Annotated in this window: 17 protein-coding genes; 8 read left to right on the top strand and 9 right to left on the bottom strand. The window is 35.5% G+C overall.

The features are described from left to right. Positions 1-97: 97 nt before the first annotated feature. From ACFQ1Q_RS05955 to ACFQ1Q_RS05935, 5 genes are all read right to left on the bottom strand, one after another. Complete coding sequence (locus ACFQ1Q_RS05955) at positions 98-1,135, bottom strand: vWA domain-containing protein (protein WP_386128955.1); 1,038 nt, start codon at positions 1,133-1,135, stop codon at positions 98-100. Further along, positions 1,128-2,132: a vWA domain-containing protein gene (locus ACFQ1Q_RS05950; protein WP_386128953.1), complete on the bottom strand. Its 1,005-nt coding sequence runs from the start codon at positions 2,130-2,132 to the stop codon at positions 1,128-1,130. Before ACFQ1Q_RS05950 ends, ACFQ1Q_RS05955 begins: the two co-directional genes overlap by 8 nt. Continuing rightward, positions 2,132-3,757 (bottom strand): hypothetical protein, encoded by a 1,626-nt coding sequence (locus ACFQ1Q_RS05945; protein WP_386130182.1) that lies wholly within the window; start codon positions 3,755-3,757, stop codon positions 2,132-2,134. Before ACFQ1Q_RS05945 ends, ACFQ1Q_RS05950 begins: the two co-directional genes overlap by 1 nt. Before the next feature lie 117 nt (positions 3,758-3,874). Continuing rightward, positions 3,875-4,738 (bottom strand): DUF58 domain-containing protein, encoded by an 864-nt coding sequence (locus tag ACFQ1Q_RS05940; protein WP_386128951.1) that lies wholly within the window; start codon positions 4,736-4,738, stop codon positions 3,875-3,877. Positions 4,739-4,842: 104 nt separating this feature from the next. Continuing rightward, positions 4,843-5,844, bottom strand: coding sequence for an AAA family ATPase (locus tag ACFQ1Q_RS05935; protein WP_386128949.1), 1,002 nt, complete (start codon positions 5,842-5,844; stop codon positions 4,843-4,845). A gap of 190 nt (positions 5,845-6,034) precedes the next feature. On the opposite strand from ACFQ1Q_RS05935, the gene ACFQ1Q_RS05930 reads away from it, so the two are divergent. The 3 genes from ACFQ1Q_RS05930 (at position 6,035) to ACFQ1Q_RS05920 (ending at position 8,898) form a co-directional block, all read left to right on the top strand. After that, positions 6,035-6,907, top strand: a complete 873-nt coding sequence (locus tag ACFQ1Q_RS05930; RefSeq protein ID WP_386130179.1) for an aldo/keto reductase — start codon at positions 6,035-6,037, stop codon at positions 6,905-6,907. Between the two features lie 71 nt (positions 6,908-6,978). After that, a complete protein-coding gene (locus ACFQ1Q_RS05925; protein ID WP_386128947.1) occupies positions 6,979-7,752 on the top strand; it encodes an SDR family NAD(P)-dependent oxidoreductase in 774 nt (257 codons plus the stop codon). Positions 7,753-7,764: 12 nt separating this feature from the next. Next, positions 7,765-8,898 (top strand): ATP-binding protein, encoded by a 1,134-nt coding sequence (locus ACFQ1Q_RS05920; RefSeq protein ID WP_386128945.1) that lies wholly within the window; start codon positions 7,765-7,767, stop codon positions 8,896-8,898. Here the strand turns inward: ACFQ1Q_RS05920 and ACFQ1Q_RS05915 are convergent. From ACFQ1Q_RS05915 to amaB, 3 genes are all read right to left on the bottom strand, one after another. Next, the gene (locus ACFQ1Q_RS05915; RefSeq protein WP_386128943.1) at positions 8,895-10,082 is read right to left on the bottom strand and encodes a DUF1501 domain-containing protein; all 1,188 of its coding nucleotides are present in this window, start codon (positions 10,080-10,082) and stop codon (positions 8,895-8,897) included. The genes ACFQ1Q_RS05920 and ACFQ1Q_RS05915 overlap by 4 nt on opposite strands. Before the next feature lie 2 nt (positions 10,083-10,084). Next, positions 10,085-11,452 (bottom strand): DUF1800 domain-containing protein, encoded by a 1,368-nt coding sequence (locus ACFQ1Q_RS05910; protein ID WP_386128941.1) that lies wholly within the window; start codon positions 11,450-11,452, stop codon positions 10,085-10,087. A gap of 100 nt (positions 11,453-11,552) precedes the next feature. After that, the gene (gene amaB, locus ACFQ1Q_RS05905) at positions 11,553-13,106 is read right to left on the bottom strand and encodes an L-piperidine-6-carboxylate dehydrogenase (protein WP_386128939.1); all 1,554 of its coding nucleotides are present in this window, start codon (positions 13,104-13,106) and stop codon (positions 11,553-11,555) included. A 231-nt stretch (positions 13,107-13,337) separates the two neighbouring features. Here amaB and ACFQ1Q_RS05900 point away from each other — a divergent pair, with 231 nt between their 5' ends. Genes ACFQ1Q_RS05900 through ACFQ1Q_RS05880 form a run of 5 tightly spaced genes read left to right on the top strand, consistent with a single transcriptional unit; the run spans position 13,338 to position 22,902 of the window. Next, positions 13,338-14,168, top strand: a complete 831-nt coding sequence (locus ACFQ1Q_RS05900) for an SH3 domain-containing protein (RefSeq protein WP_386128938.1) — start codon at positions 13,338-13,340, stop codon at positions 14,166-14,168. Between the two features lie 28 nt (positions 14,169-14,196). Then, positions 14,197-19,755, top strand: coding sequence for an alpha-2-macroglobulin family protein (locus ACFQ1Q_RS05895; protein WP_386128936.1), 5,559 nt, complete (start codon positions 14,197-14,199; stop codon positions 19,753-19,755). 3 nt (positions 19,756-19,758) lie between these two features. After that, positions 19,759-20,067 (top strand): antibiotic biosynthesis monooxygenase family protein, encoded by a 309-nt coding sequence (locus tag ACFQ1Q_RS05890; RefSeq protein ID WP_386128934.1) that lies wholly within the window; start codon positions 19,759-19,761, stop codon positions 20,065-20,067. A gap of 8 nt (positions 20,068-20,075) precedes the next feature. Next, the gene (gene pbpC, locus ACFQ1Q_RS05885) at positions 20,076-22,424 is read left to right on the top strand and encodes a penicillin-binding protein 1C (protein WP_386130177.1); all 2,349 of its coding nucleotides are present in this window, start codon (positions 20,076-20,078) and stop codon (positions 22,422-22,424) included. Positions 22,425-22,476: 52 nt separating this feature from the next. After that, positions 22,477-22,902 carry a hypothetical protein gene (locus ACFQ1Q_RS05880; RefSeq protein ID WP_386128932.1) on the top strand — a complete coding sequence of 142 codons (426 nt, stop codon included), beginning with the start codon at positions 22,477-22,479 and terminating at the stop codon, positions 22,900-22,902. A 60-nt stretch (positions 22,903-22,962) separates the two neighbouring features. On the opposite strand, the gene ACFQ1Q_RS05875 is transcribed toward ACFQ1Q_RS05880, so the two are convergent. After that, complete coding sequence (locus ACFQ1Q_RS05875) at positions 22,963-24,027, bottom strand: endonuclease/exonuclease/phosphatase family protein (protein WP_386128930.1); 1,065 nt, start codon at positions 24,025-24,027, stop codon at positions 22,963-22,965. Positions 24,028-24,144 lie beyond the last annotated feature (117 nt).

Raw genomic sequence — 24,144 nt, 5'->3', positions numbered from 1 at the left:
CGAATTTAATAAAGCTGTACGCTACTGACGTTAAAATAGTTTTAAAATTCTTTTATGAGATGCTGAAACGAGTTCAGTATGACAAAATAAAATTTTATCAAAACTGCTCATTAAACAAGTTCAACTTCTTTAACCATTCTGTTTTTCGTTCTAAAAAGAAAATATCAATGAATAAAAACAAAATTCCGAAGCCTAAAAACCATTGAAATTGGTCTTTAAAATCTGCTATTTGTTTCGATTCAAATTCCTTTTTATCCATTTTATCTAATAAATCTTTTACCGTATTTACAACTTCAGCCGTATTAGAACCATTGATGTAAACGCCGTTAGCTTCACTAGCGATTTCTTTTAAAGTCTCTTCATTAAGTTTTGTAATTACTGTTTCATTGTTCTTGTCTTTTTTATAGTTAAGAACAACACCGTTTCGTTTAATAGGAATCGGTCCGCCTTTAGAACTACCAACACCAATTGTAAATATCCTGATACCTTGCTCATTGGCTTCTTCTGCAATTTCTGCAACGTCACCTTCATGGTCTTCACCGTCGGAAATGATGACTAAAATACGGTTAGTTTGCTCTTCGTCATCGTAATATGTTTTTGCAAGTTGAATCGCTTCGCGAATGGCTGTTCCTTGCGAGGTCATCATATCCGTATTCATGTTTTGTAAAAACATTTTTGAAGCCGCATAATCAGTTGTAATTGGCAACTGCGGAAATGCTTTTCCCGCGTAAGCGATAATACCAACACGGTCGCTACCTAAATTATTGATAATTTGTGTCACCAACTGCTTTGATTTCTCTATTCGGTTTGGTGCAATATCTTCTGCCAACATACTTTTCGAAACATCAACGGCAAATACAATATCGACGCCTTGACTACGAACGGTTTCTAATTTGGTACCAATTTTTGGATTAACTAATGCTAAGATTAAAAAGAAAAAAGCAGCACATACCATTGCTAATTTTAATATGCTTTTAAACAAGGATTGGTTTGGACTCAATCGCTTAAGCAATCCAGAATCTGCAAATTTTTTCTGCACGGATTTTTTCCAGACTTGCACTAAAATGAATAGCACAATAATTGCTGGAATTATCAGCAAAGCCCAAAACCATATTTTTTCATCGAGTCTAAACAAAGCTTCTAAATATTGTATGTTTTAAAATCCATTCGAGCAAAATCAAAATCAATGCCAATATCACTAATGGTCTGTATTTTTCCTCGTAGTTGTAGTACTTTCGTTCTTCAACTTCAGTGGTTTCTAGTTTATTAATTTCGGCATAAATCTGAGCTAACTTTCGGTTGTTTGTGGCTCTAAAATATTTTCCACCTGTAGCATCTGCAATTTCTTGCAGCAGCTTTTCGTCAATTTCTACTGGCGCTCTTCCGTATTGAAATGTGCCATTTGGACGAATACCAATTGGCGATAATGCCATACCGTTTGTACCTAAACCGATTGTATAGGTTTTGATACCATATTCCACTGCCAATTCACTCGCTGTTTTTGGGTCAATAAATCCGCCATTGTTGACACCATCGGTCAATAAAATAATGACTTTACTTTTCGCCTTACTATCCTTTAATCGGTTAACGGCTGTTGCTAAACCCATACCAATTGCAGTTCCTTGTTGAATAATGGTGTTGTATTTTATGTCTCTTAACGAGCGTAAAACAATATTTTTATCGCTTGTTATTGGTGTTTTTGTAAATGCCTCGCCAGCGTATTCTACCAAACCAATACGGTCATTTGGCCTGCCATTTATAAAATCTGCAGCTACCTTTTTTAAAGCTTCTAATCTGTCTGGTACTAAATCTTTTGCCAACATACTTGCCGAAACGTCAATAGCCATGACAATGTCTATACCTCTTGTGGTTTTGGTTTTGGTCGATACATCAACCGTTCTTGGGCGAGCTAAAGCTGTAATTAATAGTCCTAACGCAATTAGCCTTAAGGCGAATAACACATGCTTAAATTTTGACCAAAATGAGCCCGAAACCTTAAAGCCTTGAACCGATGATATTTTAAGTTCCGCAGATTGGCGTCTAGCTTTAAAAATATACCATGCTAACGCCAATGGTAGCAATAATAGCAACCAGAAAAACTCTTTATTTAAAAACTCGATGTTCTCTAACATTATTTAGTTTCTTCTTCGCGTTTAACGTTTTCGTTTAATTCTACAGAATCTATGATACGCTCAACAATATCGTCAGCGTATTTATCATCTGCTCGCCATACTAAAATTACTTGCTGAATGACTTGCTCCGTCGTAAAACTTAATAACACATATTCGCTTTCTTGATATCGACCTTCTTTTGATGTAGGAAAATCTGCTGTACCAAAGGTTTTGACACCTTGCGCTTCATTTGGCGTTACAAACTCTTCGTTTTTTGTAATAATATTTTGCACACCACTAACTTCCCACGCTTTAATTGCTCCTTCGATGACTTTAGTAATATTCATGGCCTTTTGGACCTCAGCATCTTCTTCTTTTTGCTCGCCAACAATAGTTGTCGAAGTAAATACATAGAAGTCATCTAGCAAACTTCCGTAACCAAAAGTGGTGTTTTTTACTTTACCTTCGGCTTCTTTTGGCAATTCAATAGTTTGACGCTTTAATACTTTTGGTGTTTCGATATAAATTGGTGGAAATCCGTAGGCTGATTTTACCCATTCACCTTCTAGTAATTCCATACTATCGTGGCCGAGAAGTTTGTCTTTTACATAGCCAAAACCATAAGTGGCACCAAAACCAACAAATGTTGCGATTAAAAGAAAAACAGAAATTGCAACTGTGAGCAATATTTTTTTTGTTTTCTGCTTGCGTTCTTTAGCTTCCTTGTATTGTTGGTCTAATAATTTTTCTTCTTCACTTGGCTCAGGCAACGTGAGCTTTACGTTTTCTAATTCTTTATCAATCGTGTTTTTATCCAACTCGGCCAATGCAACGTCTGGTTTAGACTTGGCAAATTTCACTAAATCGGCACGTTTAAAGATAGTTTCGATATTAGAAATGGTTGCTGCATCAAGTTTAATTTGATTGCCGTCGGAAAGCAAACGAAGTCTATCAACAAGCTCATCAGTGGTGCTTTCAAGAGCACGGTCGTATACTTTTTCATCAAGAAACTTTCGGATGATGAAGGTTAATTCAGAATAAAAACCTTTTAAATCTTCTTTAACGAGATATTGCTTTTCATCTAGCTTCGCCATGGCCAACTTGGCACGCTCGTAAGGTGGCAAAAGGGCGATTTCCTCTTCTTCGGTCAAAGGTTTTTTTCGCCATATAAACCAATACAATAAAAATGCGACAAGTACAATTGCAGCCAAAACGATTAATACGTACAACCACCATTTGCTACTGCTTTTTTCAACTTCAATAATTGGTTTGATGTCGTATAAACCTTGTTTTGTGGTATCGACTTGGATGGTGTTCACTTCAATTTTAAGCGAATCTGTAAAAAATGGATTATCGCCAACAATTACCTTTTGACGAGGAATGTAATACGAACCCGAATCGAATTGCGTCAATTTATATTCGCGAAGCAATTGAAATTTAGAGGCTTGTCTCGTCGTATCTATGGTTAAAGCTTCAACCAATTCTAATGGTAAAAACGTTTGTCCTTCAGGAAAAACTACCAAGTTTGTAGAATCTGTTTCGACTTTAATTTTATATGAAATCTGCTCACCAATTCTGATGCTTGTAGTGTCGATTTCGGTTGTGACTTGGGAAAATGAGAAATTAGAAATTAGAAAAAAGAGCATAGACAAGATGCCTGAAGCCAAAAGCTTGAAGCTCGAAGTCCTTTTTAATAATTTATGTAATTCTTTCTTATTCATATATATTTTCTGCGTGCTTTTATCTTCCAACTTCACGCCTAATTATCTTCTTTTAAAATAGCCCAATAACTTTCGCACATAGCTTTCATCAACTCGGCAATCTATAGTGCCTGCACCAGATTTGGCAAATGCATCTTTAAAATAATCCACTTTTCCTTGGTGAAATTTGCTATAGTTTTCTCTCACCTTTTTAGACGCTGTATTTACCAAAATAAGTTCGCCAGTTTCTTCGTCTTGCATTGGCACCATTCCGAGATTTGGAATCACTTCTTCGTGCTTATCATAAATTCTTATTCCTGTGATATCGTGTTTTCTTGCTGTGATTTTCAGGGTTTGTTTATAATCGTCTGCCACAAAATCTGAAAGCATAAACACGATGGCTTTCTTTTTCATCACGTTTGATAAAAACTTTAACGCTTGAGAAATATCGGTCTTTTTACTTTTTGGTTTAAACTCTAACAACTCACGGATAATTCGCAATACATGAGAACGTCCTTTTTTAGGCGGAATAAACAACTCTATTTCATCCGTAAACAAAATAAGTCCTATTTTGTCATTATTCTGTGTGGCCGAGAACGCTAAAGTCGCTGCAATTTCAGTAACAATTTCATCCTTAAACTGGTTTTTGGTACCAAACAATTTACTGCCAGACACGTCTGCCATAAGCATCATTGTAAGCTCACGTTCTTCTTCAAAAACTTTAATATGTGGTTCATAGGTTCGTGCTGTGACATTCCAATCTATATTTCTTACATCATCACCAAATTGGTACTGGCGAACTTCTGAAAACGTCATACCACGGCCTTTGAAGGTCGAATGATATTCGCCACCAAAAATATGATCAGACAACCGACGTGTCTTGATTTCTATTTTTCGTACTTTTTTAAGAAGTTCTTTGGTATCCATGTATTCAGTAAGCAGTTTGCAGTCTCAGTTTTCAGTATTTCAAACTCTAAAAGTATTCAGTTTAGTTGAGCAATCTTCAACTGTGACTGAATACTGTGGACTCTTTACGGTACTTCGATTACGTTTACAATCTTATTGATGATGTCTTCAGAAGTAATGTTTTCAGCTTCAGCTTCATAAGTTATACCAATTCTATGACGTAAAACATCATGTACTACAGCACGGACATCTTCTGGAATTACATAACCGCGACGCTTAATAAATGCATAACATTTAGCTGCTGTTGCTAAATTGATACTTCCACGAGGCGATGCCCCAAAAGATATCAAAGCTTTTAAGTCTCCTAAATTGTAATTTTCTGGGTAACGCGTAGCGAAGATGATGTCGAGAATATATTTTTCAATCTTTTCATCCATGTATACTTCTCGAACCGCTTCTTGTGCTCTTAATATTTGAGCCACAGAAACCACTGGATTAACCTTATCCCATGTACCACGTAAATTGGCACGCATGATGAGTTGCTCTTCGGCTTGTTTTGGGTAATCAATTACGGTTTTTAGCATAAAACGGTCGACTTGCGCTTCAGGAAGAGGATATGTTCCTTCTTGTTCTACCGGATTTTGCGTCGCCATTACTAAAAATGGCTTATCAAGAATAAAGGTTTCGTCACCAATGGTCACCTGCTTTTCTTGCATGGCTTCTAACAATGCCGACTGTACTTTCGCAGGTGCTCTGTTAATCTCATCAGCAAGGACAAAATTGGCAAAAATTGGCCCCTTTTTTATAGAGAAATCATTTTCTTTTATGTTGTATATTAACGTACCAACCACATCAGCTGGTAGTAAATCTGGTGTAAATTGTATACGGCTAAAACTACCATCAACAGCTTTAGATAATGTGTTTATAGCTAAGGTTTTTGCCAAACCAGGAACACCTTCGAGTAAAATATGTCCTTGTCCTAAAAGGCCAATTAACAAACGTTCTACCATGTGCTTTTGCCCAACAATAACCTTATTCATTTCTAAGGTTAAAAGGTCTACAAACGCACTTTCTTTTTCAATTTTTTCGTTAATCGATTTAATGTCAATCGTGTTCGTTTCTTCCATATAATTCAAGAATTTTAACTACAATACTATTGTGTCTATATCAGTTTTGCAAATTGTTAAAATTATTCTTGGTATGGTGTTAACGATTGGTTAAAAATAAAGGGCTGAATGATAATTAGTGTTAATCAAATTTAGCAGACTTTTAATCCATTAAAAATGAATATTTTTACATGGCTATTAATATAAAATTATTACAGTGACTAATTATTCAAAAATCATAAGTGGTACCATGACTTGGGGCGCTTGGGGAAGACAATTTTCAACAAAAGAGATGGAATCCATGATACAGCATTGCTTATCTATTGGTATTTCAACATTTGATCATGCCGATATTTATGGAGCTTATACTACTGAAGCTGATTTTGGGAAAGCACTTGTAGATTCCAGTATTAACAGAGAAGAGATTCAACTGATTTCTAAAATGGGAATTCAACATAAAGTCGAAAATAGAAATAATGTTGTGAAGCATTACGATTACAGTAAAGACTATATTATCTGGTCTGTTGAAGCATCGCTAAAAAATCTTCAAACTGAATATTTAGATTTGCTTTTGTTACATAGACCAAGCCCTTTGATGCAACCTCAAGAAATTGCTGAAGCTATTACAATTCTAAAAAAAGATGGAAAGTTTAGAGATTTTGGTGTATCAAATTTTACACCATCGCAAATGGATTTAATTGGTTTGCGAGCTGATATTGATGTGAATCAAATTGAATTTTCTCTAACAGCACACCAAGCTATGGATAACGGTACATTAGATTACATGTTGGGACAAGGTATTCAGCCAATGGCGTGGTCGCCATTGGGCAATGTTTTTAAAGAAGATACCGAACAAACTAGACGCATCCACAAACAATTAGGCGCTTTATTGGATAAATATAATGCAACTGAAGACCAATTGTTATTGGCTTGGCTAATGAAACATCCTTCGGGCATAATTCCTGTTGTGGGTACAACAAATAAAACACGATTAAAACAGTCTGTTGACGCTTGCAAAATAGACTTAGCACTTGAGGATTGGTTCTTAATTCTCGAAGCAGCTCAAGGTCACGACGTGCCGTAAAAAGAGCCCGTGCTCAATCTTTCCAAAAAGGGAAGGACTTGTTAATTCTTACGAATAAAAAATAACTAAATATGAGTAAAAATGTTACTTCTAAAAATAGGCTAACGGCTTTAATAACAGGTGCAACTAGTGGAATAGGTCGTGCTACAGCACACGAATTTGCTAAACATGGTATCAACTTAGTGTTATGCGGAAGACGACAAGAACGGTTAGATAGCGTACAAAACGCTTTATCTCGTGAAGTTGATGTGCATACACTTAACTTTGATGTCCGCGATAAAGATGCCACTTTTAAAGCTATTGAAAGTATGCCAGAAGCTTTTAAAAACATAGATATTTTAATTAATAACGCAGGAAATGCACACGGACTCGACCCAATAGAAACGGGTAGCACTGATGATTGGGACGCTATGATGGATATTAATGTGAAAGGTTTACTCTATGTGAGCAAAGCCATAATTCCTAATATGACAGAACGAAAATCGGGGCAAATCATAAATATCGGCTCATCTGCTGGTAAAGAAGTGTATCCAAAAGGAAACGTTTATTGCGCTAGTAAACACGCCGTTTTAGCCATTACCGAAGGCATGCGGATTGACCTAAATCCTTACGGTATAAAGGTCTGCGCTATAAATCCTGGTTTGGTTGAAACCGAATTTTCTCAGGTCCGTTTTAAAGGCGGAAAAGCCGCAGATAATGTATATAAAGGCTACAAAGCATTACAACCCGAAGATGTTGCCGAAGTGATTTATTTCGCTGTAAGCAGACCAGCTCATGTAAATATTGCAGATGTGTTGATGTTTTGTACAGCACAAGCGAGTTCAACTATTGTAAAAAAAGATTAATAAGCTACAACCTTGATTAATAAACGCCTTTTAATTAAAAACCTTCTCGCCCATAACGACGAGAACAGTTTTTATGATAAAAAACGAAAAATTAATCTAAGTCAAAAAGAAGGAAAAGCTAAATTTTTAAAGCACGTCTGTGCACTGTCTAATAGCAATCCAAAAAACAACTCTTATATTGTTATTGGTGTTGACGACGAAGATAATAATATCATTGGTGTCGATTTTTTTGATGATAGTAAAATTCAGAATCTCATAAATGCCTATCTCACCAATCCACCGATAGTACAGTATGAAAATATTCCTTTCCCTCATTTACCAGATGACAAAGTCGTTGGTTTAGTTACTATTAGAGCGAGCGATGGTTTGGTTTCACTCCGTAAAAACATTTGGAAATATTATGGAGGTGCAGTCTTTTTTAGAGATGGCAGTATTAGCATGCCCAAAGTTTTTGATATCGAAGTAAAAGACGTCAATTCTAAAATAGTATCGGCCATTGAAAATCATGCGCTCAATAATATAGAATTGACCTTAGATGGTGTTTTCTACTTTATGAAAAAACGAAAAGACTTTAATCCGCAATATAAAGTCTTCAAAGAATATTTTGTGTTATGTTGGGCAGGCCAAAAAAAACAAGTAAAAGATGAAGTATTTTTTAGCCGCGTTGACATAGAGTTAATCAATGAGCAAAAACGTTTATTCTATTCGGCTTTAGATGAAGTTTCAATTTCATACTCAGATGATAAATTTAGTATCGTTGAATATGTAAGACTTGGACTTCAAAATAATTTTAAATATTATAAATTAGAAGAAACAACCATTAATTTTGGTGATAATGCACAATATTCTATTGACACCAAATTACTTTTTGAGCCGCCACAATTCGATAAAAAAACCTTGCATCATATCTATAATGCCAACAATGCACTTTTAGACAAACTTAAAAAAACATTAGCCTTGAACCCCAATGAGGAAGCAGATTTAAAAAATTTGCCAGACACATATCTTATCTGTTATCTCAATGGTTTTGAAGTTGCCTTACATAAACTCGAAGAGCTAAAATTACACTTAAAGTCTTATGACGCTTCAATTTATGAAGCTTATAAATTGACAATGCGTATTTTGAGAAAAGTAAAATACAATTAAATAAAATTTAAGACTTTTTGAGGCGATGTAATAATACCTTTGGTTGATGTGTTTAGCCAGTTTTCTAAAATCGTGGCGTAAATCTGTCTAAAGTCTATCGTAAACTTTAAATCGCCGTTTTCATCTAAATCAGATAAAGACGATAAATCGTTATAAACGCCAGCGTTCTTTAAATTTTTACCAATCACAAAAACATTATTAGCCGAGCCATGATCTGTTCCATTGGCAGAGTTTTGTTTAACACGTCTGCCAAACTCTGAAAACGTAAGAATTAACGTATCCTCATAAGTGCCATTTCTTTTTAAATCTTTGACAAAAGAAGCCAAACCTTCAGCATAAATTTTAAGCAAACGCTGTTGTGTGCTTTTTTGGTTGGCATGCGTATCAAAACCACCTAAAGCATTGTAAAATACTTTGGTATCGAGACCAGAATTTATAAAACGAGCTGTGTTTTTTAATTGTTTTGAAAACGTATTTTGAGGATAGTCTTCTTGAGATAGTTTTGTGGTAGTTTTCTCATAAATGTACTTAGCCGATGATTTAGCGTCTATCATCGTTTTGTACAAGTAGCCCAAGTTATGTTCAGATAAATGTTCGTCTTGGTAGTGATTAAGCACATTTTTAAAATATGGATCTCGCGCCGACCTATGAAGCATTTTGTAATCATTAGTTGCCAAACCATTAAAAGAGTTTCCTTTTAAAGCTAAGCTTAAAGACTCATCTAACTCTATGGCATTATGCGAATGTTTTCCATGTTTGTCTAGATATCTTCCAATCCAGCCACTCTGTAAATATTCGTTACTACTACTTGCTGATTGCCAAATATCCATAGACCTAAAATGCGAACGCACCGGATTTGGATAACCGACATTATTAATAATAGACAACTCACCATTATCAAAAAGATTTTGAAGCGGTTGTAAACTTGAATGCAATGCTAAATTGTCATTAAGTTTTATAACATTATCACTAATGGCAAGTTTTGGTCGAGCATTATAATACAAATCATTACTGTAAGGAATGATAGTATTAAGACCATCATTACCGCCAGAAAGTTGAATAATGACTAAACGCCGATATCCTAAACTTTTTGCATCAATACTCTCGAAAGCTTTTACAAAGTTTGGTACAAAAAACAAACTACTCGCTAATGCCGAATTTCTTATAAAGTCTCTTCTTTTCATAACTAACACATTTGATATTCGGGCAATGACATTAACTGAATGCAATGTGCCTGTTTCGAGCTTTTATCTAAGGATGCAATGTAAGATTTTGTGCCATTATTAATATTACCGTTTAGTAAGATTGAAGCTAAAGATTCGGAATCGATATTTTTAAAATTTTTTTGAAATTCTGCCCAATTTGCCGTGTTTTTAAAAGGCAACTTTTGTTTATTATTTTTAAAAAACTGACGTCGTATTTCATCTTTTTCGTTACCTAAAGCAATCATTCCTCCGTTGAGTAATACCGAAGGCAACTTTAAACGAAGCATAATCGTATTTGCATCTATCCAAGCTTTATGTCCTTTCCAACCAGCTACATTTGGCGGATCTAATAGAGTTTGACCTAATAACTTTTGAAGTCTTAAAACTGCTTTTTTGTTATTAAATTCCACCGGAACTGTTTTTTGAAGACCTACTAAAAAATCAACTGGTGATTTTATTTTGGCACCTAAGTTTGCGTCATCGTAAAACCAACTCTGATTAAACAAATAATGCATTGTATTTTTAATATCGTAATTCTTAAAAAAGACGTCTGTCAACAAATCAACATGACTATCGATAATATTTTCATTAACAAAATAGCGGTATATTTTTTTACAAATAAAATTGGCACATTGCCGTTTTTCTAAAATAATATCAATTATATCATCACCTTTAAAATTTCCCGTTTTGCCAAAAAACGTTTTAAGACCATCATCGTGCTGGTATTTTCTAAATTTAAATGTTCCATCTACAGTACGCGAATATCCTGTAAATGCTCTAGCACTTTCCTTAATATCTGTTTCTGAGTAATGTCCATCGCCAAGCGTAAATAACTCCATAAGTTCTCTGGCAAAATTCTCATTGGGTTGCGCCTTTCGGTTTTGCCCTAAATTGAGATAATTTATCATCGATGCTTCTTTTGAAACGGCTTTTACAAAATCTTTAAAATTTCCTAAAGCGTGCATTCTCAATGTATTGTTAAACTGTTGTGCGTAAATGGTATTTTTATCACCAGATACAAAATGATTTGCCCAAAACAAGGTCATACGCTCTCGTAAAACTTGTTTACTCGTCGCAATTTTAGTAAGCCAAGCGTTATTTAAATCTGGTAATCGTTTTCTTATCTTTTGACGGGTTTCTCTTATCAGCTGCGGATTATTTTTTAGCAACTGATAATCCAAATTTTTAAATTCTGAAAGGTCAATGGTTAAGTCTTCTATCATTTCAGAATTTTGAAACAATTCATCCACAACTTGCGCTGTTGTTTTATTGGCATTACACTCCAAGTCTTTAGGCATTATGCCAAATCCTGCGCGCCAATAGAGATGTTTAAGATGTTCTGCTTCCATGTTGTTAAGACCTAAGTTAGTTAAAAAGGTTTAATTCTCTAAAACAAAAAACCGCTTCAAAATTGAAACGGTTTTTATTAATATCTGTTGTAAAAAATTATTACAAATCAAACTTAATACCTTGCGCAAGCGGCAATTCATCAGAATAGTTAACTGTGTTTGTTTGTCTTCTCATGTAGATTTTCCAAGCATCAGAACCAGATTCGCGTCCGCCACCAGTTTCTTTTTCACCTCCAAATGCACCACCGATTTCTGCGCCAGAAGTTCCAATGTTTACATTGGCAATACCACAATCCGAACCTGCAAATGACAAGAATTTTTCAGCTTCTTTCATCTCATTGGTCATTATTGCAGATGATAAACCTTGAGCTACGCTATTTTGCATTTCAATGGCATTTTCAACATCACCAGAATATTTCATTAAGTATAAAATTGGTGCAAATGTTTCATGCTGAACAATTTCAAAATGATTTTCTGCTTCAATAATTGCTGGTTTTACGTAACATCCGCTTTCGTAACCTTCACCTTCTAAAACACCGCCTTCAACTAATACATTTCCACCTTCAGCTTCTGCTTTTTCAATCGCCGCTAAATACGTATTTACAGCATCTTTATCGATTAATGGTCCTATATGATTGTTTTCATCTAGAGGATTACCAATAGTTAATTGTTTGTACGCGCCAACAATAGCATCGCGTACTTTATCGTAAACGCTTTCATGAATAATTAAGCGACGTGTAGATGTACAACGCTGGCCACAAGTACCAACAGCACCAAAAACAGCACCTGGAACTACCACTTTTAAATCGGCAGTTGGTGTGATGATGATGGCGTTATTTCCACCTAATTCTAACAACGATTTCCCAAAACGTTCAGCAACCGTTGCACCAACAATACGTCCCATACGTGTAGACCCTGTTGCAGAAACTAAAGGAATTCTGGTATCTGTTGTGATGTATTCTCCAACTTTATAATCGCCATTAACTATGCAAGAAATACCTTCTGGCAAGTTGTTTTCTTTTAAAACACCAGCAATAATATTTTGGCAAGCTACTGCACAAACTGGTGCTTTTTCAGAGCCTTTCCAAACGCAAGTATCGCCACAAACCCAAGCCAAGGCTGTGTTCCAAGCCCAAACTGCGACTGGGAAATTAAATGCCGAAATTATACCAACAACGCCTAATGAATGCCACTGCTCACGCATCACGTGACCTGGTCTTTCTGACGGAATGGTTTGTCCGTTTAGCTGACGAGATAATCCAACTGCAAAATCGCAGATGTCTATCATTTCTTGCACTTCGCCATAACCTTCTTGCAAAGATTTTCCCATTTCGTAAGAGACTAATTTCCCAAGAGGTTCTTTTAACTCTCTTAATTTGTTTCCAAACTGACGAACAATTTCGCCACGTTGTGGAGCTGGCATGGCTCTGAAGGTTTTAAAAGCAGATGTTGCTGCGTCCATAACTTTCTCATAATCTTCACGAGTTGTTGTAGAAACTTTTGCGATTAATTGCCCATCTACTGGTGAGTAGCTTTCAATTAAATCACCATTTCCAAAATTATTAGAACCTGTTGAAGTTCCATGATTTATGTCCGAAACACCCAATTGTTGTAGTGCTTCTTTTATTCCGAAATCAGTTGCCACTGTTCCCATAGTATATCGTTTTTTAGTAAAATTAATTTGGGCAAGATAACAATAAATTGTGGCTTAGAATAGTGTTTTTCAGGTTGATAATTAGACGTCAACTTTATGAAGTTTTTAACAATTGTATAAAGTCTAAAAGAAAAATCGACCACGTACATATTTAACAAGAAAAGGCCTTCTTCTTGATTTTCAGGAGTTCTCATAGAGAATGAGAAACCATAATATTTAAATCCACACATTATGTTTTTAAGAATTTTAACAGTGGCTTTCTTCGCACTAAGCGTTGCACAAGCACAAGACATCCAGTACGTAACCGCAGAAAACGGATTAGTAATTAGAGAACAACCAAATCAAGGCGCAACCAAAGTTGGCATCTTGGATTATGGCACGGCAGTAGAAATTATCGAGCACACCAATTTGCACTTAGATGTAAAGGACAGTAACACGAAAGTGTCTGGCAAATGGGTAAAAATCAAAGGACCAGCAGTTGGTGAATATTTTGAAGATGGCTACGTATTCAACGGTTATTTAACCAATGAAAAAATAGAGCAGCCACTTAAAATTTATGGCGAAGCATTCACCATTTACGTTGATAAGTTACACGCTGATGCGGAAATAAAATCGTCAAGCGTAGAAAATGATATCGTCATTCCAGTTTTCAAAATAAATAATAATGAAACTGTTGAAAACAGATACCTCAAAGTGAAGCATCATCAAGGTTATAGAACAATTGAAGTGTTACAACGCCACAGAAATAGCATTGCTGTGAAAACGAAAGATGGCGAAGCTGCCTTTACAGATTTTCAGCATTACACCTCAAGTTGGAAACCTTTAAAATTGGAGTTCTCAAAAGGAAATATCTATAAAACAGCAACATTATCTGCTAAAGATTCTAAGCGTTTTTTAAATTTTGACAAAGCCGAATTATATTCAACTTTAAACCTCGAAGACAGTGCAACTTACAGTATTGCACCGAGCCAAATTGAATTGAAAGTTATCATGACAGATATTGACGGTTACAAAACCGAAAAAATTATAATCTTTGAATTACCTTTAGGCAAAGCGTCGTAAATTATATCACAAATTAATCCACAACATCATGCAAATCAACAAAGTCTTCGCCCTAATAATCATCGCCTTTCTTGCTGTTTCTTGTAAAGACAAAGAAACAGAAACCAACAATATCTTTAAATTTAAAGACTATATCAGTTACACCACTTCAGGTCGTGTTTCGGTAGTCGAACCCATAAAGATATTTTTGGCAAACGAGGTGAGTTCATGGGAAATGGGGCAAGACTTAGATGTTGATTTGGTGAAAATAAAACCTTATGTCGAAGGTAAATTACAAGTGCTCAATAAAACGAATTTACTTTTCACGCCAGACGAACCTTTGGAGCCAGATACAGAATATGATGTTACAGTGAATTTGGGTGAAATTTTTAAGAAAATCCCGAAAGAATTTAAATCCTACACTTTTCAATTTAAAACCATAACGCCTGGTTTTACCGTAACGACTTCAGATTTGCAATCGTACAGTAAAGAATGGCAATATTTGTCGGGTTATTTGCGCTCTGCAGATGTGATTAGTTTAGAAAATGCGAAAAAATTAGTTGAAGCTTCACAAGATAATAACGATTTAAAATTGGTGTGGAATGAAGCTAATAAAAATTCGAAATACTTTGAATTTAAAATCGATAGCATCAAACGTTTTGTAGACGATAGTAAAATTGATATTAGTTGGAATGGAAGTGCCATTGATGCCGAAAATAAAGGTGAAAATTCTGTAACTATTCCAGGCAAAAATAACTTCACTATAATCAATACAGAAGTGTTTCAATCACCAGAACAATACTTGTCACTTAACTTTTCTGACCCATTAAAAAAACAGCAGAATTTTGCGGGTTTGGTGACTATTCAAAATGCGAAGAATCCGAAATATGTCGTTGATGGCAATGTCTTAAAAGTCTATCCAGATTCTAAATTGGTTGGCAATATTCAAATTGATGTGTTTACAGGAATCACAAATACCGATGGTTTTAAGCTGAAAAACAACTTCTCAAAACAACTCACATTCGAGTCTTTAAAACCACAGGTGCGATTAATTAGTAACGGAACTATTCTTCCAAATTCAAAAGAATTAAAATTCAATTTTGAAGCCGTTAATCTAAGTAAGGTTGATGTGCGTATTATTAAAATTTTTGAAGATAATGTGCTTCAGTTTCTTCAAACAAATAATTTAAATAGCAACAATCAGTATGGTATTCGTAACGTAGGACGACGCATTGCTAAGCAAACGATAACCCTAATCGAAGACGAATCTCAAAACACAGGAAAATGGAAGGCTTACAGTATAGATTTATCTAAATATTTTACCTCCGATATGGGTTCTATTTATCGCGTAGAATTAAGTTTTAAGCGTGACTATTCACTTTATGATTGTGACATAAATGCAAGTGAAGTCTCTAGTAACGAAGACGACTATTATGACGATTATTACGCATCTGAAGATTTATCCGAAGAAGACCAAGACCGTTTAGAGGAAGAATATTGGGACAATGTTACGTACCGCTACAAAAATGAAAATTACAGATGGCGAGATAAGGATAATCCGTGTACGGACTCGTATTACAACTATCCAAATCGAACAATTGCACAGAACTTAATTGCTTCAAACTTGGGCGTTGTTGCCAAAAAAGGAAGCAGAAATTCCTACTTTTTTGCCGTGACTGACATTTTAAGTACAAATCCTGAAATTGGAGCTACTGTAAACCTATACAACTACCAGCAACAGCTACTTACAAAAGCAATTACAAACAAAGACGGTATTGCCGAAATTGATACTAAAAAACGCGCTGCATTTGCCATCGTCAATAAAGGTCGAAACACAAGCTATGTAAAACTCACAGACGGTAATTCTTTATCGCTTAGTAAATTTGATGTTTCTGGAAAAAAACTGCAACGCGGACTTAAAGGCCATATCTATGCCGAGCGCGGTGTTTGGCGACCTGGTGATAGTTTATTTCTCACATTTGTACTTAATGACAATGCGAATAAATTACCGCAACGTCATCCTGTAAAACTCGAAATCACTGACCCAGTTGGCAAGTTGGTACATAGACACGTTTCGGTTGATGATGTGAATCATTTTTACAACTTCACCGTACCGACATCAACAGATTATAAAACAGGAAAATACTACGCCAAAGTTTCAGTTGGTGGTGCATCATTCACCAAAACCTTAAAAATTGAAACCGTTAAACCGAATCGTCTAAAAATTAAAATTGATTTTGAAGATGAAATTCTCACCAACAACACAACATTAAAAGGTGATTTGAATGTTGCATGGCTTCACGGCGCACCAGCAAAAAACATTAAAGCTGAAGTGAAAGCAAAATTCACTAACAAATCCACAAGTTTTAAGGGTTATAAAGACTACATTTTCAATGACCCAACACGAAATTTTAGTTCTGAAGAAGTTATTGTTTATGATGGAAAAACAGACGCCAAAGGCGATGCAAAAATTAACAATAAACTTAATATCGGGCAGAATGCACCTGGAATGTTAAACGCTCAATTTTTAGTTAGAGCGTTTGAAAATGGTGGTGGTTTTTCACTTGATTCCTTCACGATGCCTTATGCGCCATACGAAAGTTTTGTCGGTATAAAATCACCTGAAGGCAACAATTATGGTTCCTATTTTACAGATGAAAATCACACGTTTGATGTCGCTACAGTTGATGCAAATGGCAAAGGTGTTCAGAGAAAAAATCTTGAAGTCAAAGTTTATAAAGTCGAATGGCGTTGGTGGTGGAATTCCTCTTACGACAATCTTTCAAGCTACGTTTCGAGCAGTTATCATAGACCAATTAAAGACTTTAAAATTAATACCGATGCCAATGGAAAAGCAAATTTTAAGCTCAATATTCCTGATGGAAATCGCGGTCGTTATTTAATCCGAATTTTAGACCCAGAAAGCGGTCATGCCACAGGACGTACGGCATACTTTTATAAAAACTGGTGGCAATCTGCACCGTCATCAGATAAAGAAGCCGCAAAAATGTTGGTCTTTTCAACAGATAAAGACAACTACAATGTTGGCGAAACGGCGAAACTGACGTTTCCTTCTGGTACTGAAGGTCGTGCGTTGATTAGTTTAGAAAATGGTTCAGAAATCATCGATTACCAATGGGTAAAAACGGCTAAAGGCGAAACTACTATTGACATTCCAATTACTTCAGATATGGCACCAAATGCGTTTATCAATATTTCGTTATTGCAACCGCATGATGTCACGTCTAACGATTTACCTATTAGATTGTACGGTGTCATTCCTCTTTTGGTTGAAAATCCAGAAACCCGATTATATCCAGAAATTTCGATGCCAAATAGCATCAGACCAAAAGAAAATTACGAGATAAAAGTTTCAGAAAAAAACAACAAGTCCATGACCTATACCATTGCGGTTGTGGAAGAAGGTTTATTGGATTTAACACGATTTAAAACACCAAATGTTTGGGATAGTTTTTATGCTCGCGAAGCTTTAGGCGTAAAAACTTGGGATATTTTCGATGATGTCATTGGCGCCTATTCTGGTAGCGTTGACCAAGTGTTTGCTATTGGTGGTGATGGCGAGGCTGCTAAAGGAAAAAACAAAAAAGCCAATCGTTTTAAACCTGTGGTGACCTTTCTCGGCCCATTTATTTTAGATGCGAATGAAACTGCGACACACAAACTAAAAATGCCGAACTATGTTGGTGCTGTTCGTACAATGGTTGTCGCTGGCGATAATGTAGATGAAGCTTATGGTAATGCCGAAAAATCGGTACAAGTGAAACAACCATTAATGGTGTTGGCAACACTTCCGCGAAAGTTAAGTCCAGGCGAAAAAGTGACTTTACCTGTTACTATTTTTGCCATGGAAAAGAAAGTAAAAAACGTAAAATTAGATTTAAAATTGAGTGATGGTATCACTATAAAAGGCAATACATCGCAAACACTTCAATTTGAAAATCCAGATGAAAAAATGGCCTTTTTTGAATTAGATGTCACTAAAGCAAAAGGCATAAATACAATTGAAGTTGTAGCTTCAGGAAATGGCGAAACATCATCTTACAAAGTCGAAATTGATGTTGAAAACCCGAACCCAATTTCTTCAAAAGTGATTGATAAAGAACTTCAGGCTAAAGCAACTCAAGATGTGTCTTTTTCAACTTTCGGTGTTTCAGGAACAAATACAGCAACCGTTGAATTTTCAACGTTACCACCAATGGATTTCAATAAGCGTTTGGCGTATCTTATTCGATATCCGCATGGTTGTGTGGAACAAACGACATCGAGTGTTTTCCCACAATTGTTTTTGGCAGATATTTTCGATTTAACATCACAACGCAAAGAGAAAATTCAAAATAACATCAAAAATGGTATTAATCGTTTATCAAGTTTCCAAAGACCAGATGGTGGATTAAGCTATTGGATTGGAGAAAATTCAGCCAACGATTGGGGAACAACTTATGCGGGTCATTTTATGATTGAGGCAGAAAAGAAGGGTTATGTATTACCATTGACTTTTAAGAGTAATTGGATAGCTTATCAAAAAAGAGCAGCGAGAGATTGGCGTCCAAGCTACCGTTATTACCGTGGCGATTTAGCGCAAGCATACAGATTATACACATTGGCACTTGCTGGAAGTCCAGATTTGGCAAGCATGAACAGACTTAGAGAATTTACCGAATTGTCTAACGATGCTAAATGGCGATTGGCTGCTGCTTATGCATTAGCAGGACAAAAAGAAGCGAGTGAAGCTATTTCAAAATTGGCGAATATCGATTTTCAGCCACCAAAAAGCAACTATTATACTTATGGTTCTTTAGGTAGAAATCGTGCTATGGCATTAGAAACTATGTTAATTACCAATAATCCAAAAGCTGCTGATTTAGCCAAAACTATTGGAAAATCATTGTCTAGTGACACTTGGATGAGCACGCAAACTACGGCATATAGTTTATTAGCTATTGGAAAATTAATCGCAAAAAATGGCGGAAAAGAATTAAATCTGAAATATATCATTAATGGAAAATCTGAAACGATTACCACTAAAAACGGAATAGCACAACGAGACATTCCTGTTGTAGATGGTTTAAACACTATTAAGCTTGAAAACAATGACGATAATTTGGTTTACGTACGTGTCTTAAATTCAGGAAAATTAAAGCTTGGTAAAGAATTACCTGTTCAACGTGGATTTTCAATTTCGACCGTATATAAAGATTTAAAAGGTAACACGCTTGATGTCACTAAACTGCAACAAGGTCAGGATTTTGTGGCAACAGTAAGCATAAGTAATCTTAATAACGAAGTCGTGAAAGATGTGGCACTAACTCAAATTTTTCCTTCTGGTTGGGATATTGTCAATACACGATTTACCGATTTTGGAGACACAACAGTAAGTCAAGCGAGATATACCGATATAAGAGATGACCGAGTTAACTTTTATTTCGATATAGAAAGACGCGGCAAAAGAGGCACTAAAACATTTACTGTTTTACTCAATGCTTCTTATTTAGGAACCTATTATTTACCTGGCGTGCAAGCCGAAGCCATGTATGATAATGATTATTTGGTACGTAATAAAGGACGTTGGGTTACGGTTGAGAAATAGATTATGAAAAACACTAAACCATATTACGCCGTAATTTTTACTTCTACCCAAACCGAAAAGATTGAAGGTTACACGGAAATGGCGGAACAAATGGAAAATCTTGCCAAGCAACAAGAAGGTTATTTAGGTATTGAAAGCGCTAGAAATTCTATTGGTATTACAGTAAGTTACTGGGAAAGTTTAGATGCTATCAAGCAGTGGAAACAAAATTCTGAGCATCTATTTACGCAACAAAAAGGCCGTGAACAATGGTATAATTTGTATAAAGTACGCATTTGCAAAGTAGAACGTGAGTATGAGTTTGAAAAATAATAGCCTTCATATTGAAACTAATACGCTACATAAAACACCATAAAATTAAAAGCGCAATCATCTGTATTGCGCTTATAGCCTACTATTTCTGTTTGCCAAAACAACTATTTAAAGACCCAACAGCAACCGTTATTACAAGCAATTCCAATCAGTTATTAGGTGCTTTAATTGCAGATGACGGACAATGGCGATTCCCAGAAACAGATAGTATTCCAGAAAAATTTAAAACGTGTATTCTTCAGTTTGAGGACGACTATTTTTACAAACATCCTGGGTTCAATCCAATTTCAATCTTTAAAGCGCTGAAGCAAAACATCAGTTCTGGCGAAGTCAAACGTGGTGGAAGTACAATTACACAACAAGTGATTCGCTTATCTCGAAAAGGACGAAAACGCACCTATTTTGAAAAACTGAAAGAACTGGTTTTAGCTACTCGGTTAGAATTCAGACATTCGAAAGACGATATTTTAAATCTATACGTAAGTCACGCGCCATTCGGCGGAAATGTGGTAGGTATTGATGCTGCGGCTTGGCGTTATTTTAATAGGAATGCTTCAGATTTATCTTGGGCAGAAAGTGCAACCTTAGCAGTTTTACCGAATGCGCCAAGTTTAATTTATCCTGGAAAAAACCAAGAGCGTTTGTTTAAAAAACGTAATCGTTTGCTGAAAAAAATTTACGATAATGGCATAATAGACAAATTAACTTATGAATTGTCAATTGCTGAAGGTCTGCCTCATAAACCATATCCGTTACCTCAGATTGCGCCACATTTACTTCAAAAAATTGCAAAAAAAGATAAAGGAAAACGCATTAAAACCACACTGAATATTAGCTTACAAGAACAAGCCAATGGCATTGTAAAACAGCATTATAATCAATTAAAACAGAACGAAATTCATAATATTTCGGTGTTGGTTTTGGATGTAAAAACTCGAAAAGTACTTAGCTACATTGGTAACTCGCCAACAGATAAAGCACATCAAAAAAATGTAGATATCATTGACAAACCGAGAAGTACAGGAAGTATTTTAAAACCATTTTTATACGCGTCCATGCTAGATGCTGGCGATATCTTACCAAATACGTTGGTAGCAGATATTCCTACACAATTTGGAAGCTACCAACCCGAAAATTTCAATAAAGAGTTTGATGGCGCCGTGCCTGCGGATATGGCTTTATCACGCTCGCTGAATGTTCCTGCGGTGCGAATGCTCCAAGATTTTGGTTTGGATAGATTTTATCAATATTTAAAACAATTAAACCTTAAGGATGTGAAGTACAACGCCAATCATTATGGTTTATCGTTAATTCTCGGTGGTGCAGAAAGTAATCTGTGGGATTTGTGCAAAAGTTATGCGGCAATGGCTTCTACATTAAATCATTTCAATGAAAATTCGAGTCAATATTATTCAAATGAATTTTGTGAGCCTAGGTTTTATAATTCTGAAATGAATTTTGGAAAACTTACACAAGAGAAAACCATTTTCGATGCCGCTTCCATCTATCATACGTTTGAAAGTATGAAGCAAGTCAATCGCCCAGAAGAAGATGATAGTTGGGAATATTACGATTCGTCTCAAGAAATCGCTTGGAAAACAGGAACTAGTTTTGGTTTTAGAGATGCTTGGGCCATTGGTACCACAAAAGATTATGTGGTTGGCGTTTGGGTTGGTAATGCCGACGGCGAAGGTCGGCCAGGTTTGGTCGGTGTGCAAACTGCAGCGCCAATTCTATTTGACGTGTTTGATTTACTCCCAAAGAGCGATTGGTTTGACAAGCCTTATGACGAAATGATTGAAGTGCAAATTTGCGATAAAAGTGGTTATCGCGCATCCTCCATTTGCGATGCTGTGTCTTCAAAATTTATTCAAATAAGTGGCCAAAAAACCGAACCTTGTCCGTATCACAAACTGGTACATTTGGATGTTTCAAAGCAATTTCAGGTAAATTCGTCTTGCGAGGATGTTTCAAATATAAAGAGTGAGTCTTGGTTTACGCTTCCGCCGTTACAAGCCTTTTATTACAAAAGCAAAAACCCATTTTATAAAGATTTACCACCATTTAGAACAGATTGCAAGGCTTCAACTTCTGTAACTATGGAGTTTATTTACCCAACGCAACAAAGCACCATTTTTTTACCGAAAGATTTTGATGGAAACACAAATGATTTAATCTTAAAAGTAGCTCACTCAAAACCAGAATTGGAGCTCTTTTGGTATATTGATGAGACTTATGTTGGCAAAACAAAAAATCTTCATGATATGGCGGTTTTACCAAAACCAGGAAAGCATACGATTACGGTTGTAGATGAATTAGGAAATGAATTGAAGCATGAAATAACTATTTCAGAATAATTTATTCTAACATTCAATTATGTACTTTTGTATAACTAACTAATTTTATACTATGGAAACTATTCAATTTATACATTCTGGCTGGGTATATATTGTACTTATCGTTTTAGTCTTAGCAACTTTAAATGCTCTGTACAAACTATTTGCGGACAAAGAATTTGACGCTAAGGACTTCAGAATTTCTCTTTTTGCATTAATAACTATGCACATTCAGCTACTAATAGGTATTGTACTCTGGTTTACAAAAGGTTATTTTGATGAGCTATCTGTTGGCGAAATAATGAAAAATGACGCGATAAGAAAATTAGCAGTAGAACACCCAACAACTATGATAATTGCGGTTGCGTTGGTTACTATTGGCTATTCAAAACACAAGAAAAAATTAGTTTCTAAACCTAAATTTAAAATACTTTCTATCTTTTATACGATAGCTTTAGCCTTGGTTTTATATATGATTCCTTGGAATCTATGGTTTTAAACTTTACAAAAAAGGCTTCAATTAATATTGAAGCCTTTTTTTAGTTTTATAATAAGATGTTTATTCTTCTACTTCTTTAATTACATAGACATATACTGGAAAGTGATCACTGAAACCTCCTGTATATCCTCCATCTGCAAAACTTCTAAACGGATACCCTTCGTATCTTCCTCTAGGGTTTGTTAGATACTGTTTGTTGAAAATTCCAGCTTTGTAAAATCTAAAAGATGAATAATCTTTTTCTAATAATGGCGCTGTTACCATTATTTGGTCAAACAAACTCCAAGCATCACGGTAAGCCGTAGTTCCCAAACCTTTTTTCTTAAACATACTCTCATAAGGATTATAAATTCCTTTAAGCTTTGTACGCTTTTTGCTTGACTGTGCTTTAAGAACGTCTTTAACACTTGCATTTGTTGGGTCATCATTTAAATCGCCCATAATGAAAATTTTTGCATAAGGATCAATCGCTTGTACAGAATCTACCAAACGCTTTGTTACTTTTGCGGCAGCTACACGCTTTGGTCTACTTCTAGCTTCGCCTCCACTTCTGGAAGGCCAGTGATTTACAATGACATGAATATCATCACCATCTAATTTTCCACTTACCAACAATTGGTCTCTGGTATATTTTCTTTTTCTAGTGCGGTCGTCGTAAATTTTTAATTCGTGAGAACTTGTACTAGTTGGTTGAAATAAGTCTTTTTGATAAAGTAAAGCTACATCAATACTACGAGCATCTGGCCCATCAAAATGAATTATTCCGTAATCCAAACCTAACAATAAAGGGTCATTTACGACATCTTCTAAAACCTTTCGGTTTTCAATTTCACAAACACCGATAATTGCTGGAGCATTTTTATTGTATTCGCCACGACCAATTTCAGCAAGTACGCGAGCCATACCCTTAACTTTCTTCTCGTAAACCTCTGCCCTATTTGCAGCTGCCATCTCCATGATAGGACTTGCTTCATCAAATTTTGAAGGGTCATTTAGCGTATCGAATAAGTTTTCTAAATTATAGAAAGCTACGGTGTGAATTTTAAACTTTTTCTCCTTTTGGGCACTAGCCGAAAATGTTAAAGAAAATGTAAGTAAAATAAGTATAAATTTAATCGGTTTCATATTGTATGTTATCTAATTGTAAAGCTTAAAGCAATTTAGATGCCAAAAGTATATAAATTCAATAAAAAACTTACCTTTGTGCGCCTTTAAATAATTGTTAAGGCTTTCATAAAACAA

Source organism: Winogradskyella litorisediminis, from assembly GCF_042675765.1.
Classification (GTDB): domain Bacteria; phylum Bacteroidota; class Bacteroidia; order Flavobacteriales; family Flavobacteriaceae; genus Winogradskyella; species Winogradskyella litorisediminis.
Note: the sequence above shows the minus strand (reverse complement) of the source record. Positions and strands in the feature narration are given on the sequence as shown.

Bases quoted from the DNA above. Each gene is read 5' to 3' on its own strand.
- ACFQ1Q_RS05950 (WP_386128953.1), bottom strand. From the start codon at position 2,132: ATGTTAGAGAACATCGAGTTTTTAAATAAAGAGTTTTTCTGGTTGCTA.
- ACFQ1Q_RS05945 (WP_386130182.1), bottom strand. From the start codon at position 3,757: ATGCTCTTTTTTCTAATTTCTAATTTCTCATTTTCCCAAGTCACAACC.
- ACFQ1Q_RS05940 (WP_386128951.1), bottom strand. From the start codon at position 4,738: ATGGATACCAAAGAACTTCTTAAAAAAGTACGAAAAATAGAAATCAAG.
- ACFQ1Q_RS05935 (WP_386128949.1), bottom strand. From the start codon at position 5,844: ATGGAAGAAACGAACACGATTGACATTAAATCGATTAACGAAAAAATT.
- ACFQ1Q_RS05925 (WP_386128947.1), top strand. From the start codon at position 6,979: ATGAGTAAAAATGTTACTTCTAAAAATAGGCTAACGGCTTTAATAACA.
- ACFQ1Q_RS05915 (WP_386128943.1), bottom strand. From the start codon at position 10,082: ATGAAAAGAAGAGACTTTATAAGAAATTCGGCATTAGCGAGTAGTTTG.
- ACFQ1Q_RS05910 (WP_386128941.1), bottom strand. From the start codon at position 11,452: ATGGAAGCAGAACATCTTAAACATCTCTATTGGCGCGCAGGATTTGGC.
- amaB (WP_386128939.1), bottom strand. From the start codon at position 13,106: ATGGGAACAGTGGCAACTGATTTCGGAATAAAAGAAGCACTACAACAA.
- ACFQ1Q_RS05900 (WP_386128938.1), top strand. From the start codon at position 13,338: ATGTTTTTAAGAATTTTAACAGTGGCTTTCTTCGCACTAAGCGTTGCA.
- ACFQ1Q_RS05895 (WP_386128936.1), top strand. From the start codon at position 14,197: ATGCAAATCAACAAAGTCTTCGCCCTAATAATCATCGCCTTTCTTGCT.
- ACFQ1Q_RS05890 (WP_386128934.1), top strand. From the start codon at position 19,759: ATGAAAAACACTAAACCATATTACGCCGTAATTTTTACTTCTACCCAA.
- ACFQ1Q_RS05880 (WP_386128932.1), top strand. From the start codon at position 22,477: ATGGAAACTATTCAATTTATACATTCTGGCTGGGTATATATTGTACTT.
- ACFQ1Q_RS05875 (WP_386128930.1), bottom strand. From the start codon at position 24,027: ATGAAACCGATTAAATTTATACTTATTTTACTTACATTTTCTTTAACA.